The 15,259-nt window shown below is 42.3% G+C and carries 14 protein-coding genes; 10 read left to right on the top strand and 4 right to left on the bottom strand.

Annotation, left to right across the window (positions count from 1 at the left end):
• Nucleotides 1-135: 135 nt before the first annotated feature.
• Nucleotides 136-1,020: a LysR family transcriptional regulator gene (locus tag MHB38_RS17745; RefSeq protein WP_008343536.1), complete on the top strand. Its 885-nt coding sequence runs from the start codon at nt 136-138 to the stop codon at nt 1,018-1,020.
• 39 nt (nt 1,021-1,059) lie between these two features.
• On the opposite strand, the gene MHB38_RS17740 is transcribed toward MHB38_RS17745, so the two are convergent.
• Nucleotides 1,060-2,388: an LLM class flavin-dependent oxidoreductase gene (locus MHB38_RS17740; protein WP_025208149.1), complete on the bottom strand. Its 1,329-nt coding sequence runs from the start codon at nt 2,386-2,388 to the stop codon at nt 1,060-1,062.
• Nucleotides 2,389-2,762: 374 nt separating this feature from the next.
• Between MHB38_RS17740 and MHB38_RS17735 the strand changes: the two genes are divergently transcribed.
• Nucleotides 2,763-3,575: a zinc-dependent metalloprotease gene (locus MHB38_RS17735; RefSeq protein ID WP_017360078.1), complete on the top strand. Its 813-nt coding sequence runs from the start codon at nt 2,763-2,765 to the stop codon at nt 3,573-3,575.
• Nucleotides 3,576-3,627: 52 nt separating this feature from the next.
• Here the strand turns inward: MHB38_RS17735 and MHB38_RS17730 are convergent, their stop codons facing one another.
• Nucleotides 3,628-3,813: a 2-hydroxymuconate tautomerase gene (locus MHB38_RS17730; RefSeq protein WP_008343530.1), complete on the bottom strand. Its 186-nt coding sequence runs from the start codon at nt 3,811-3,813 to the stop codon at nt 3,628-3,630.
• A gap of 107 nt (nt 3,814-3,920) precedes the next feature.
• Between MHB38_RS17730 and MHB38_RS17725 the strand changes: the two genes are divergently transcribed.
• Nucleotides 3,921-4,583 carry a site-2 protease family protein gene (locus MHB38_RS17725; RefSeq protein WP_341004090.1) on the top strand — a complete coding sequence of 221 codons (663 nt, stop codon included), beginning with the start codon at nt 3,921-3,923 and terminating at the stop codon, nt 4,581-4,583.
• Between the two features lie 12 nt (nt 4,584-4,595).
• Entirely contained in the window at nt 4,596-5,114 is a 519-nt protein-coding gene (locus tag MHB38_RS17720; protein WP_007497712.1) for a YwhD family protein, read from the top strand.
• A gap of 125 nt (nt 5,115-5,239) precedes the next feature.
• Here MHB38_RS17720 and MHB38_RS17715 read toward each other — a convergent pair whose 3' ends face one another.
• Entirely contained in the window at nt 5,240-7,309 is a 2,070-nt protein-coding gene (locus MHB38_RS17715; RefSeq protein WP_116306392.1) for a transglycosylase domain-containing protein, read from the bottom strand.
• Nucleotides 7,310-7,534: 225 nt separating this feature from the next.
• On the opposite strand from MHB38_RS17715, the gene speE reads away from it, so the two are divergent.
• The 5 genes from speE (at nt 7,535) to argS (ending at nt 11,948) form a co-directional block, all read left to right on the top strand.
• Entirely contained in the window at nt 7,535-8,365 is an 831-nt protein-coding gene (speE, locus tag MHB38_RS17710) for a spermidine synthase (protein WP_003214614.1), read from the top strand.
• A gap of 69 nt (nt 8,366-8,434) precedes the next feature.
• Nucleotides 8,435-9,307: an agmatinase gene (gene speB, locus MHB38_RS17705; protein WP_017360073.1), complete on the top strand. Its 873-nt coding sequence runs from the start codon at nt 8,435-8,437 to the stop codon at nt 9,305-9,307.
• 76 nt (nt 9,308-9,383) lie between these two features.
• Nucleotides 9,384-9,731 carry a hypothetical protein gene (locus tag MHB38_RS17700; RefSeq protein ID WP_008343512.1) on the top strand — a complete coding sequence of 116 codons (348 nt, stop codon included), beginning with the start codon at nt 9,384-9,386 and terminating at the stop codon, nt 9,729-9,731.
• A 124-nt stretch (nt 9,732-9,855) separates the two neighbouring features.
• On the top strand, nt 9,856-10,278 hold the full coding sequence (locus MHB38_RS17695) for a DUF1934 domain-containing protein (RefSeq protein WP_008343509.1): 423 nt from the start codon (nt 9,856-9,858) through the stop codon (nt 10,276-10,278).
• Entirely contained in the window at nt 10,275-11,948 is a 1,674-nt protein-coding gene (gene argS / locus MHB38_RS17690; protein WP_017368232.1) for an arginine--tRNA ligase, read from the top strand. Before MHB38_RS17695 ends, argS begins: the two co-directional genes overlap by 4 nt.
• Nucleotides 11,949-12,586: 638 nt before the next feature.
• Here the strand turns inward: argS and MHB38_RS17685 are convergent.
• Nucleotides 12,587-13,555 carry a S66 family peptidase gene (locus MHB38_RS17685; RefSeq protein WP_341004088.1) on the bottom strand — a complete coding sequence of 323 codons (969 nt, stop codon included), beginning with the start codon at nt 13,553-13,555 and terminating at the stop codon, nt 12,587-12,589.
• 156 nt (nt 13,556-13,711) lie between these two features.
• Here MHB38_RS17685 and cls point away from each other — a divergent pair, with 156 nt between their 5' ends.
• On the top strand, nt 13,712-15,214 hold the full coding sequence (gene cls / locus MHB38_RS17680) for a cardiolipin synthase (protein ID WP_025208143.1): 1,503 nt from the start codon (nt 13,712-13,714) through the stop codon (nt 15,212-15,214).
• Nucleotides 15,215-15,259: the final 45 nt, after the last annotated feature.

Below are 15,259 nucleotides of genomic sequence, written 5' to 3'. Positions count from 1 at the left end.
TCTGATAATTCCTTCTAAACAACTTGGAATAGTTGATAATATAAATTATAATAAGGCAAACCAATAGAAAAGTATAATTAGTAATCATAAATACACGATTCAGATATTTAAAATACAGGGAGAAGAGGGGTTTTCATGGAGATTCGAGCGATACGCACCTTTGCCACGATCGTGAAATACGGAAATTTTTTAAAAGCAGCAGAAGCGCTGAATTATTCTCAGCCAACCATCACTTTGCACATCAAACATTTAGAAGAGGAAATTGGAGAGAAGCTTCTAGAAAGAGGGAAGACCTTAAAGTTAACAGCATCAGGACAGCTTTTTTATGAAAGAGCCAATTCTTTACTCAATGAATATGAGAAATTGACGAAAACACTCCAAGATTTAGAAGTGGGCATTGCGGGGTTCATTAGAATCGGTGTTTCTGAGCCTACAGCCAGCTTAGAATTTCCTGCACTTATTGCAGAATTCAAGGAAAGGTTTCCGAATGTAGAATTTTCTGTGCAAGTAGCGGATGCGAATACGTTGAGTTCCTTACTTTCTCATGATGAGATTGATTTTGCGATTTGCGGAGCACCAGAAGCTTCGATGGAGAATAGCTATAAGCCTCTTTTTCAAGATGATATCGTGCTGCTCGTCCCGTCTTCCCATCGATTAGCGGAAAAAGGGGTAGTGGAGGTGACCGATTTAAAGGATGAGACCATTTTATTCACGCCACACAATTGCCCCATCCGTATTCAAATCGAACAACAAATCGTCGATGTCATTGGGACCAATTACAATAAGTTAGAGATTACGAGCAGCATGTCCCATAAACATTATGTTCAGGCTGGATTAGGTGTCTCTCTTTTTACACGAACTGCTCATTCCTTTACCCTTCCAGGCACCAAGGTATTAGAGATAAAGGGCATTCATGTTTCTCCGCCAGTTGGTCTATTGAGAAAAACAAATGATTCGCCAGGAAGAGCCGTACTTCAATTCATTGATCTCATCGAAAATCGACTGCATCAACCAACATGAAAAGAGGGGGAGCCTTTGAGCTCACCCCTCTTTTCATGTTTATTTCACGGTTTGTTTAAGAAACTGATTCTTCTTGATAGGCAGACCCAAATTTTCACGAAGGGTATGAGCTGGATAATTCGGGTCGTAATATCCTCTTTCTACTAATATCGGAATGACGTGTTCCGTCCATTCAGATAAACCGCTTGCTAGAATAGGCGCGCCAAAAATAAATCCATCTGCGGCATCTTCTTCGATCCATTGGATCAGCTGGTCTGCCACTTGTTCATAAGTTCCGAAAAAAGCACTTTTGGGAGTGGTCACTCGTAGAGCGACTTCTCTCAAGGTCAAGTTTTGTTCTTTCGCCATTTTTTTAATCGATTCTGTTGTGGATTGAAAGCTGTTTGAACCGGCATCACCGATATCAGGAAATGGCTCATCAAGTGGAAATTGACTGAAGTCCAAGTGATCAAAGAACCTGCCCAGGTAATGAAGGGCTTCTTCAATAGAAACCAGATGTTGAATGGCTTCATATTTTTCTTCTGCTTCTTCGACTGTTCTCCCTGTAATCGGGTGGATGCCAGGGAAAATTTTGATATCAGCTGGATTTCTGCCCAGCGCTGCGGCTCTATTTTTCACGTCGCGGTAATATGCTTTCGCCTTCTCAAGTGAGTCTGCATTCGTAAATACTGCGTCCGCTTCTTTTGCGGCTAAATCCTTTCCTGCCTCTGACGCACCTGCCTGAAAAATCACGGGCTGACCTTGTTCAGATCGTTCGATATTCAAAGGACCTTTGACAGAAAAGTGTTTGCCATGATGGTTTAATGTGTGCAGTTTATCCCGATCGAAGAAAACCCCTGTTGATCGATCTCTTATAAAAGCATCCTCTTCCCATGAGCTCCATAGGCCGTTCACTACTTTTAAGTATTCTTCTGCAATTTCATATCGAAGTGAATGGCTTGGATGCGGACGAATGATGTGATTTTCAGCAGAGCCTTCAAGTGGGGAAGTCACAACATTCCATCCGGCCCGGCCTTTACTTAATTTATCTAGGGATGCGAATTGCCGTGCAATGGTAAAGGGCTCACTGTAAGAAGTGGATACGGTGCCCACAAGTCCAATCTGTTTGGTGACCGCTGCAAGAGCGGATAAGATGGTTAATGGTTCAAATCGGTTCAAGAAATGAGGAATTGAATGTTCATGAATATATAAGCCATCTGCGACAAAGACAAAACGGAAACCCGCTGCTTCTGCCTTTTTTGTCATTGCTTGATAATAATCAATGTTCACACTTGCATCTGCTGGAACGGATTCATCCTTCCATGCATTCATATGACCTCCTGGACCATGTAACATTAATCCAAATTGTATGTGCTTTTTTTCAGACATGTGGATCGTCCCTTCTGTTTTGAAGTAGCATTGTTTTTATGTTCTTCATCATAAGGGAGATTCGCAGAGAAGTATAATTGGTATCAGTAAAGTCTGACTTTATCTTTTCTAATATCAATTTTTTCTCCCTTATATGATGTGGCTGGGTCTATGACATCATTTTAGAAAAAGGCGGATGATTACTATGTAAATGACCCAGACCAAAAGTGCTGTTTTTTGATGAAATGTGTGTCAAAATATCCGAAAAATTAGTGAAAATGACATGTTTCGACTTTCTTCCTGTATATCCAATTCCCTGTTTTTGACTGAATAGAAGGGAAATGGTGAATTTTCAGTGAATATATAACCTTGTGAAAAACAAAGGAGGGATAGGAATGAAAAAGCGTTCAGTCTTTTTGTCATTTTTATTGGTAGGTAGTTTGTTACCGGGGGTAAGTTCAGCTTCTGCACCAGTTACAAGTGCAGGTCATGGGCATGATCATGGTCATGCGCCGTTTGAAACACATATTAGTGAAGGGTTGCCAAAGGCAAACGATTTTAAAGATTTGACGAAGGCACCTCCTATTGAAAGAGATGTGACAACAAAGATTTTAGATGAGTCTGGTAAACAGGTAGGGTCTAGAACCTTTAAAGCAAATACAGGAGATTCGATTTCAACAAAAGCTAGTACAGGCAGTCAGAAAGTGACCGTCTATGCAGTAGCTGATGCGCAGTATCGTGCGAAATATAGTGATTGGCAGACGCGCATTGTCAGCATCATTGAGCAAGCGGATGTGACATTTAACCGTGATCATGATGTGGACTTTGTCGTACAAGCCGTAGGGTCTTGGACGTCTTCAGGATCAAATGCATCACAAATTTTGTCTAACCTTCAGCGCAGCTTTGATGGCAGAGGATACGATTTTGTCACAGGATTTACAGCAAATCCAAACTTTGATGCTGGCGGAATCGCTTATGTTTACAATAGTGCACCGAGCGGAAGTGCATTCAGTGTCAACCTTGATCAAGGAACAGCGAATACAGCAAAAGCGGCTACACATGAATACGGCCATAACTTTGGTTTGCCGCATGACCCTCAAGGCAGCGGAATTGTCTGCTTAATGAATTATGATTATTCTTACACTGTCGATTACTTCGATGCGGCTCATAAAAATCAAGTGAACCGTAATAAAGCTTGGTACAGATAAGGTAAGAGACAAAAGGACAAACACCGAAAAAGTGTTTGTCCTTTTTATATGCTTACAGGTCGCTCATTCGCTTTCCTGCTACAGCATAATGTTCTTTTTTCATTTCTTCAATAATGACAGAGACTTTTTCTGCACCTGCGCCTGTTGTTTCAACAACGGCATCTGTGACTTTCTCCACAAGAGCTCTTTTCTGCTCATCTGTTCTTCCTTCAAGCATTTGAACGGTGATAATTGGCATGGCGAAAACCTCCTTTTTCCTTTCATGCTACGCTTCCCTTTAGTTTAAGGGACTTCTTATAGTATACTGAATGAAGTAAATCATTGTATAGAAAGAAAGAGGGATTCATGCCTTTGGACCAATTTCTTGTTTATCCATTAGAACTGATTCCATATGTCGCCATTACGCTTGTTGTGGCTTTTACGATGCACGAGCTGGCGCATGCATATGTTGCGTATCGTTTTGGAGATCCGACAGCTAAAAATCAAGGGAGACTGACGCTCAATCCATTGAAGCACCTTGATATTTTCGGGACGATCTTGATCTTTGTGGCTGGGTTTGGCTGGGCGAGGCCTGTACCTGTGAATCGGTACCATTTCAAAAACCCACGTCTCGCAGGGATATGTGTGTCGATCGCTGGACCTTTAAGCAATTTGGTTTTGGCATTTTTGGGCTTTTGTGTGTATGCGCTTCTTCAGAAATTTGACGGGGAGTCGCTCATTCGCTTTGAGCCGGGGATCGATTATTTCTTCCAAATCTTTATTAACTTGAACGTGATTTTGTTCCTATTTAACTTATTACCGATCCCGCCGCTGGATGGATATCGTATTATTGAGGATGTTGTCAGTCCCGGCATCCGTGCAAAGATGACGCAATTTGAACAGTATGGAATCATCATTTTCCTCATCTTCGTCATCACGCCGCTAGGTCAGTTTGTTTTTGTTCCGTTGATCGGAATGCGGGATCAAATCATATACTGGTTTAATCTTATTTTGAAGCCGCTGCTTTAGGAGGTTTAATGAATGGAAGGTAAAAAGAAGAAACCAATTGGTTTTAATATCATTAAAAAAACAGATGCAACGGATGGGCATGGAGGTTTTGGGGCAGGTGCCCTCAGCCTTGATAATATCTCGCCAGTGATCATTGATGTGGAGGAAAAGGAAGCCGTCATTGATATTGGTGCGATGCATGCAAGAAGTGCCGTCGAAAAAGGAATTAAATTTTTAAAAACCAAAGAAGAGGTACCTAACGGAAAACCTTACTGGCTCGTATGGGTGACAATTGACCGTAGAGAAGAGGGGCCATATTATGCAGGAGTCACAGCTTGTGAAATGACGGTTGACCGCTCGATCCGCAGAGGATATAAGTCGCTTCCTGAGCATGTGAATTTAATGGATAAATCCATGAAGCGTAAAATCGTTGTCAGTCATATGGATGATGGTTCGAAAAAGGTGCTCGCTGATTTCTTGAAGAGTCACAATGAGGCGTTATGGGAAGCATCCACAGATGAATTAAAAGAAGGATTGGCTGTTCCTGAGTAATTGTGAAATTTTTGTGAAGAATGATGAATGGATACCAATTCCAGTCGTTTTTTCAGTAAACTGGTGTTAAAGCTAGGACATGGAGAATCCCGAGATGCAGATCTCGGGGTTTTTCATGTCCATTTTTAACGTTTCAGCCACTTTTCCCACCATTTCTTAGGCTGTTGATCCTGAGCCGTGTCTTGCTCAGATGCTTTGTTCTCGGCACCATAGCAGACACCGGTCGGCTCCGTTCCTTCTATAAAATAGGTAAATACCTTTGATTCGCATCCTGGGCCTGCGAGATCACCGGTTTTTGGATTGATATATACGCCTTTTACACCGTCTGGCGGCATGAAGGAGGAGGCTGGCTGGTTTGAGAGGGCTGATTCCATAAAGGAAGCCCATATCTTTTTCGCATAGGCGGTTTCTTTGACCGAGTCAATGGTGCGTCCTTTATCATAGCCGGTCCACACACCTGTGACGAGCTGGGGAGAGAAGCCGATCATCCAGCTGTCAGCGCCTGTCGTCCCTGATTTTCCTCCATAATTTCTGGTAAGATCTTTTGAAATGGTACGTCCTGTGACACTTGTATAGCCATTTAATTGATCATTGAACATCCCTGACATCATGTCAGTGGTGACAAATGCTGCTTTTTCATCTAGTACTTGCTCTCGTTTTTGTTTCTCCTCAAATAGTACGTTGCCCTTTGCGTCCGTTACTTTCGTAATAAAGGTTGGTTTGACGCGTTTTCCTCCATTGACCAGCATCGCGTAAGCATTGGTCATTTCGATTGGTTTGACAGGTGAGGTACCTAGCGCAAGTGAAGGCACTTGATCTAGTTTTTCGTGAATCCCAAACGCCTTGCCTGCACGTACGAGCTGTTCCATTCCTAAAAACAGATGGGTTTTGACCGCATAAATGTTATCAGATAGAGCCAAAGCCTGAAGCATCGTAATACCGTCATTGGCGTAATAGCCGTGATAGTTGCTTGGTGAATAAGCAGCGCCGCTTCCTTGCTCATCCAGTTCAAAAACGGTTTCCTCACTGCGCATCACCGTTGCTGGTGTAAACCCATTTTGCAAAGCCATGTAATAGAGAAGTGGTTTCATTGTTGAACCGGGCTGTCTTTTCGCTTGTGTGACCCGGTTGAATGGGCTTTTCTCGTAATCTCTTCCCCCGATGAGTGCAAGCACATGCCCTGTTTGGGGATGGATGGCGGTTAAGCCAATTTGGATACCTGATTCAGAATCCATGATGTTGGTTAAAGTCTTTTCAGCGATTTTTTGTAATTCAGGTTGTAAGGTCGTTTCGATATGAAGACCATACGTTTCAATTTGTTCCTCGGTTAAACCCAGCGTTTGTTTCAGTTCGCGAATGACATCATCATAAAAATACGGGGCCTGCTTTGCTTGCAGCTGCTTTTGCTTGAGCGGGCGATAGGACAGCTTTTCCTTGCTGGCATCAGCAGCCGCTTTTTTTGTGATCATGCCATCCTCTTGCATTTGCTTTAGGATCATCTTTTTTCTTGCTTCGGCTCTTTCTTCGTTCACATAAGGGGAGTAGAGAGAAGGCCCCTTAGGAATACCGGCAAGCAAGGCAGACTCAGCTAAAGTTAAGTTCTTTGCTTTTTTTCCAAAGTAAAGGCGGGATGCCGCTTCCACGCCGTATGCGCCGTGGCCATAATATATGGTGTTCAAGTATCCTTCCAATATCTCATCTTTTGTATAGTTTTGTTCTAAGCGGATCGTGTAAAAGGCTTCATTCCACTTCCGCTTCCATGTTTTATCATGATCTAAATATAAATTTCGTGCGTATTGCTGGGTGATCGTGCTGGCGCCTTGTACTTTTGCCATTGCACGAATATCTGCCACCGCAGCACCTGCCATTCGTTTCACATCAAAGCCGTGATGCTGATAAAAGGTTTTATCCTCAACCGCGACCACTGCCTGCTGTATATGAGGAGACATGTCCTTTAACGGAACCCAGTATCTCTTTTCTCCAAAGCTCGATTCGCCAAGTTTAGACCCATCGGCTGCATAAATGGTCGTGGATTGGGGAACTTGAACAGAGGGAGCGCCTTGCCACTTAGCAAGTAAAAGAATCGTCAAAAAGACTGTGCCTGCAAATAGAAAAGCGAGCAAGCCGATAAAAAAACAGGCCCGAATCGTTTTCACGGTCATGCGGATTTTTTTATTACTCATGATTGTGTCCATGCAAAGCCCCCATTTTGACGATTTTTTATCAGTATGGGACAAAGAAAACCGTTTTAAACAGGCGACTGCAAGGGTGCGCTTTAAAAATGAAGTTATCTCATGCGGTTCTTTACAATTTGATACGAATCCACTATACTTTTTTCTTGGACAATCGATATAGTCATAGCCGATAAAAGGCGCTAACAATAGATGTTTGTTTATTATTGGATGAGAGGAAGATGAACAATGAGCGAACTTTGGTATACAGAGAAGCAAACGAAGAATTTTGGCATTACATTGAAGGTGAACAAAACCCTTCACACAGAACAAACAGATTTTCAGCATTTAGAAATGGTGGAAACAGAAGAGTTTGGCAATATGCTGTTTTTAGACGGTATGGTGATGACATCAGAGAAAGATGAGTTTGTATACCACGAAATGGTGGCACATGTTCCTCTTTTCACTCATCCAAACCCGGAAAATGTCCTTGTTGTAGGCGGAGGAGACGGTGGTGTTATTCGTGAAATCCTGAAGCATCCAAGTGTGAAAAAAGCGACACTTGTTGATATTGATGGCAAGGTCATTGAATACTCGAAGAAGTTCCTTCCTTCAATTGCTGGGAAACTAGACGATCCTCGTGTAGATGTGAAAGTCGGAGACGGCTTTATGCACATTGCGGAAGCCGACAACGAATATGACGTGATCATGGTTGACTCAACTGAGCCAGTTGGACCAGCTGTAAACCTGTTCTCTAAAGGATTTTACGCAGGAATCTCAAAAGCACTCAAAGAAGACGGTATTTTCGTTGCACAAACGGACAACCCTTGGTTCACACCTGAGTTAATTACAAATGTACAGCGTGATGTGAAAGAAATTTTCCCGATTACCAAGTTATATACAGCGAATATCCCAACATATCCAAGCGGTCTTTGGACATTTACTATCGGTTCTAAGAAGTATGATCCACTTGCTGTAGAAGACAGCCGCTTCTTTGATATTGATACGAAATATTACACAAAAGAATTGCACAAAGCGGCATTCGTTCTGCCGAAATTTGTGAGCGATTTAATCAAATAAATCAAGCGAAATGGAAATGCGCAAATGTCAGTTTGCGCATTTTTTGAAGCGTAAAAGGAGGAATCTTGCATGAGATTCGACGAGGCTTACTCAGGAAAAGTGTTTATTGGAAGTCATCCGACATGGGAAGATGCGAAAGTCATTTTATACGGGATGCCGATGGATTGGACCGTCAGTTACCGTCCAGGCTCACGTTTTGGCCCGAACCGTATTCGTGAAGTATCCATTGGATTAGAGGAATACAGTCCTTATTTAGATCGTGAACTGCACGAGGTGCCATTCTTTGATGCTGGCGACATCCCGCTTCCATTTGGCAATGCACAGAAAAGCTTAGATTTAATTGAAGAGTATGTTGACAGCATTTTAGAAAAAGGGAAGTTTCCATTAGGAATGGGCGGCGAGCATCTTGTGTCTTGGCCGGTTTTCCGTGCGATGTATAAGAAATACCCTGATTTGGCCATCATCCATATGGACGCACATACCGATCTTCGTGAGGAATATGAGGGTGAGCCGCTTTCACATTCGACACCGATTCGTAAAGTTGCAGGACTTATTGGACCTGAAAATGTATACTCTTTCGGCATCCGTTCTGGGATGAAAGAAGAATTTGAATGGGCAAAAGAAGCAGGTATGCACATTTCTAAATTTGAAGTGCTGGAGCCATTGAAACAAGTATTACCAAAGCTGAAAGGCCGCCCAGTTTATGTGACAATTGACATCGATGTACTCGACCCGGCACATGCGCCTGGTACTGGAACGGTGGATGCTGGCGGTATTACGTCAAAAGAATTACTGGCATCCATTCATGCTATTGCAGGTTCTGATGTGCATGTCGTCGGTGCAGACCTTGTAGAGGTAGCGCCTGTATATGATCATTCCGATCAAACGGCGAATACAGCAAGCAAACTTTTACGAGAAATGCTGCTTGGATTTGTGAAATAACATTGATAGAGGAGCTTGTCATCTCATATGGACAAGCTCTTTTTTTACATTGGTGACATGATAAAGGAGGCAGGTCATGTTTTCTTCTGTATTGATGGTATTACTCGCTTTATGTGTATTAGCGGCAGGCTTTCTTACGTTGAAAAGAGAGCTTGCAGCGAGTCCGCCCACGTTCACCTCGAAAAAAGAGGCAAAGGATGAGATGGTTCATCTGTTTCAGGATCGAGGCTTTTTCTATCTCACTGGAATCGTGCTGTTGATGCAGTTTGTTTATAAGCAAGGGCATCTTCTCCCATTTGATTTGTTTCAGGCATTTTTGGCAAGTTCAGGTATCCAAGCACTGTTTTATCTCATCAATCGAAAAAGCGCAGGGCTCAAGACTGGACTCGTGATAGGGGTGAGCTTCATTTTTCTTTTTTTCTAAAGAGACAGGTGAAGATCAAAAATGGGGTTTCATCCACACGAAGATGAGAAATGATGGGATGATAGGCAATCGGGATTATGGTATACTATTTTAGTTAAACGGGTCTTAGCAAAGGAAGTGCAAAATGACACAAAACCAAATTTCAATTCATGTAAAGTCAGTGATGAAACCAGAGACGGAACCGGCTGAAACGATCGAATTCCGCACAACTGGAACGTATCAAGAGAAGAATGACAAAACGTATCTCACTTACCATGAAGAACATGAAATGGGTCAAGTAAAAACTGTTGTCAAAATAAGTGAAAAAGAAATTTTTGTCATGAGATCAGGTGCGATTCAAATGAAGCAGCGCTTTCTCACTGGAGAAACGACCGTGACACATTACACGATGCCATTTGGCACACTTCAGCTCGATGTGCACACACATGGCATTGATCTTGATGTAGACAATGGGCTTCTGCACATTACGTACGATATGCTGACAGGTGAAGATCAAAAGCATTTACATACATTATCGATTTCATATAAGGAGGATTTACGTTCATGAATATCGCAGAACAGGTCAAAGATGCGTTAAAAGAAGAAATCATTGCGGCAGTCGTCAAAGCAGGACTTGCTGATGAAAGCCAGGTGCCGGATGTTCTTTTGGAAGTGCCAAAAGACAAAACTCACGGTGATTATTCCACCAATATGGCGATGCAGCTTGCTCGCATTGCGAAAAAAGCACCTCGTCAAATCGCCGAGGACATTGTGAAAGCTTTTGATAAAGGCAAAGCGTCAATCGAAAAACTGGATATTGCAGGTCCAGGATTCATCAACTTTTATATGAACAATCAATATTTAACAAAGCTTATTCCAGCTGTTCTTGAGGCAAAAGAGGCTTATGGCGAAACGAATACAGGCGGCGGTCAAAAAGTGCAAGTCGAATTCGTCTCAGCCAATCCAACAGGTGACCTTCACCTTGGACATGCCCGCGGCGCCGCTGTAGGAGATTCTCTTTGCAACATCCTTGATAAAGCAGGCTTCGATGTGAGCCGTGAATACTATATCAACGATGCAGGCAATCAGATCAATAACCTTGCTCTATCTGTAGAAGTACGTTACTTTGAGGCGCTCGGTCTTGAAAAAGAAATGCCAGAGGACGGGTACAGAGGAGAAGACATCAAAGGCATCGGGCAGAAACTGGCTGATGAATTTGGTGACCGTTTCGTGCATGAATCAGAAGAAGAGCGTATGAAATTCTTCCGTGAGTACGGTTTAAAATATGAACTAGAAAAACTACGTGTCGACCTAGAGAATTTCCGTGTCCCATTTGATGTGTGGTATTCTGAAACGTCTTTATATGAAAACGGAAAAATCGAACCAGCGCTAGAAACACTTCGCGCTAAAGGCTATGTCTTTGAAGAAGATGGCGCAACATGGTTACGTTCAACTGATTTTGGTGATGACAAGGACCGTGTCCTGATTAAAAAAGACGGCAGCTTCACGTACTTGCTTCCAGATATCGCATATCACAAGGACAAATTGGACAGAGGTTTTGACCAGCTCATCAACATTTGGGGAGCGGATCATCACGGGTACATTCCTCGAATGAAAGCGGCGATCCAAGCACTCGGATATCCAGAGGACAAACTGGAAGTCGAAATCATTCAGCTTGTTCACCTTTACAAAAACGGTGAAAAGATGAAAATGAGTAAACGTACAGGTAAAGCCGTCACAATGCGTGACTTGATTGAAGAAGTGGGCTTAGATGCTACTCGTTATTTCTTTGCGATGAGAAGTGCGGCGACACATATGGACTTTGACTTAGACTTAGCGATTTCTACGTCTAACGAAAACCCTGTGTACTACGCGCAATATGCACATGCGAGAATTTGCAGCATGCTCCGTCAAGGGGAAGAAAAAGGCTACGAGCCAAACCTTGAAAAAGCAGATTTCTCTCACATTCAGTCCGATAAAGAATACGATCTTCTGAAAATCATCGGCAGCTTCCCAGAGGTTGTAGCAGAAGCAGCAGAAAAACGTATTCCGCACCGCGTCACAAACTATATCTATGATCTAGCATCAGCCCTTCACAGTTTCTACAATGCCGAGAAGGTCATTGATGTTGAAAATGAAACAAAAACAACAGCACGTCTATCGCTGATGAAGGCGACACAAATTACACTAGCCAACGCATTAAAACTCATTGGCGTATCTGCACCGGAAAAAATGTAATGCACAAAGCCCCGCTCTATTTTATGAGCGGGGCTTCTTTATATAAAAAAACCCGCTATTCTCGAGAGATAGCGGGTTTTGAACATTAACCAAGCGTATTAATAATGTTAGAAATAGAATCGAATAATTGACTAAGTACATCAGAGAACATGAGCGTATCCTCCTTTCAGAAAGCATGTAGTATGTGCGTGTCATAGGAATTACCCAAGTGTGTTAATGATGTTAGAAATAGAATCAAATAATTGGCTAAGTACATCAGAGAACATAGTTTGTATCCTCCCTTCGGCAAGCATGTAGTATGTGTAAGTTAATGGGATTATCCAAGTGTATTGATAATGTTAGAGATAGAATCGAATAATTGGCTAAGTACATCAGAGAACATAGTTTGTATCCTCCCTTCGGCAAGCATGTAGTATGTGTGCGTTAATGGGATTATCCAAGTGTATTGATAATGTTAGAGATAGAATCGAATAATTGGCTAAGTACATCAGAGAACATGTTTTTGCCTCCTCTCTTTTCTTTTTACATCTACTTAACGAAGGGGATGAAGGATTGGATCACTTTTTCTAAAAAAATTTTAAAAAGAAATAAAGGCATAGAAAAAGCACCCTCATATGTGGGTGCTTTTTAGGTTTTATTTATGCATGAACACGCCATTGGATTTGTCCGTCGTAGCAGGATAGCTCGGCACTCCCGCCAATCGGCAAGGTGAAGACTGGCTGTGTATGTCCTATGTCTACATCATAGATCACCGGGATGTGTTTGAGCATTGGATGTTTATCTAGAATGAACCTCAAATGTTCCTCTGTCATCTTGGATTTCTTTTGAAAACGTCCGATGATTAACCCTTTAATGGATTCGGCATGCTGCAAGAGCGAGGCAAGGTCTCTGGCGAACATTTCAGGAAAGACCAAGTCATCATCCTCCACAAATAAGATGGCATCCTTGATGTGAGGCATAAAGGGTGTCCCTTGCAATAAGTTCAGTGTACAAAGATTTCCGCCATACAAGGTGCCTTCAGCTGTTCCTTCCTGATAAATCCCCCATGTTGTCGGATGAAACTGCCTATTTGCTTGATCAAGATACCACGCATCATCACTCCACTTTGTAGAAGGGGTGAAATCAAATGGCTCGCTGCTCATCACGCACGCTTGAAACATGTCTGTCTGCTCCTCTTGTCCTTGTTCCATTTGGAAACTGGAGAAATGAGGACCTGAGTACGTCACCATGTCACATTTGGCGGTAATGGCGTTTGCAAGTGCGGTAATATCACTGTAGCCGCAAAGAACTTTTGGGTGCTGACGGATCAAATCATAATCTATATAAGGCAAAAGCTCATTGCAGTTAAAGCCGCCGATTGCTGTCAAAATGCCGTCGACTTCATCATTTGAGAATGCCTCATGTAGATCAGATAAACGTTGTTCAATAGAAGAAGAGGAATGCAGATCACATTCAAACACGTGTTGTCCAAAAGAAACAGTGAACCCTAATGCCTCTAAACGTTTTTTCGCCTGAGCCATTCCTTCTTCTGATAAAATGCTGGCACTTCGGCTTGGAGCAATTACCCGAATGTGGCTTCCCTTTTTTAAAGCAGGTGGTGTACGCATAAGTCATTCGTCCCTTCCTTCACATATTTTCCATTATATCGGATCAAAACGCTCCAGTCTGTAAAAGCTAAAAGAAAGCAGCAAACCGTGCGTTTCAGACGAGCTGTGCAAAGGGTATGGAAGAGAAAAAGACAGAAACGAATGAGGGCGGAGAATGTGAAAAAGAGGAGACTGGAATTTCTATTTTTATATTTCATGATATTTGGGGCATATGTGGTGTTTTGGTGGCCGGTTCCAGCGTGGGGTTTTCAGCTTTACGCAGCTAGTTATATCGCCATCATTTTATTTAGTATTATCTCGCTTATGCTAGAGAACCGGACATCACAGCACACGCTGTTATGGATGTATGTACTGATCTTTTTCCCGATCATCGGCTATATGTTTTATTTGTTCTCGGGGCAGCTTTATGTCAAAGGACATTTGTTTAAATCAAAGAGAATGTATAACCGAGAAAAATTACGCAGAATATCAGAGCTTGAGAGTAAACCGGATGAGACGCGTTTAACCGATAATCAGCGTGCTTTTTTTCATTACACAGAAAAAGCAACAGGTATGCATGTAAATACAAATAGTGATATGGAGATTTTAAAGAATGGAGAGGAAACCTTTCCACGTATTTTTGAAGAATTAAAAAAGGCAAAAACGTTCATCCATATAGAATATTACATGTTCAAATCTGATTTTCTCGGTCACCGGATGATGGAGATCTTGATTGAAAAAGTGAAAGAAGGAGTAGAGGTTCGATTCATCTATGATGCGGCTGGCAGCATTCGCTTCTCACGAAAAGATATTAAACGATTGAAGCAGGCGGGGATAAAGGTCGCTCCTTTTCTGCCATTAAAATACGGATTCTTTAATCAAAAATTCAATTTCCGAAATCACCGAAAAATCGTGATTATTGATGGAGAAACAGGATTTGTTGGTGGGCTCAATGTGGGGAAGGAATATGTAGGACGCGATGAAAACATCGGCTTTTGGCGTGATACGCATACGATGTTAAAGGGTGAAGCCGTTCAGACACTTCACTCCATATTTATGCTGGACTGGGAGTATGTATCAGATGAAGTGTTAATTGATGATCCGAAGTATCACACCCCGCATCCTGTGACAGGAGAAGATGTCATACAGGTCGTGCCGACTGGACCTGATATGAAGGAAAGTATGAGTGATTTATATGACGCACTCATTTCGAATGCACAGCAATTTGTCTGGATTGCGACGCCTTATTTTGTCCCAAATGAATCCATTCGCACAGCGTTAAAAATTGCGGCCACAAGAGGGGTGGATGTGCGTGTGATGGTGCCTGAGATAAACGATGGCTTTCTCACGCAATACGCCACACGATCTTATTTTTCTGAGCTTTTGAAAGAAGGCATCAAGGTGTATCACTATCAAAAAGGATTCATGCATCAAAAGGTCATGATTGCAGACGGAGAGCTTGCCTCTGTCGGAACGGCCAATGTTGATATGAGAAGCTTCCAACTCAATTTTGAGGTCAATGTCTTTACAGCGGCAAAGAAACCGATCGAGCAATTGATGGCTCATTATGAGGAAGATATGAAGGAATGTGAGCAAATGGGGCCGGTTCATTTTTATAAAAGGGGCTTAAAGGAACGTTTAAAGGAATCGTTTGCTCGGTTGTTTTCAGGTGTATTGTGAGGGAATCCAGGGGAAGAAATCATTTCCTGATCTAGTATTTCTATA

It is taken from the genome of Bacillus sp. FSL K6-3176 (assembly GCF_038003325.1).
Taxonomy (GTDB): Bacteria; Bacillota; Bacilli; order Bacillales; family Bacillaceae; genus Bacillus; species Bacillus altitudinis.
Note: the sequence above shows the minus strand (reverse complement) of the source record. Positions and strands in the feature narration are given on the sequence as shown.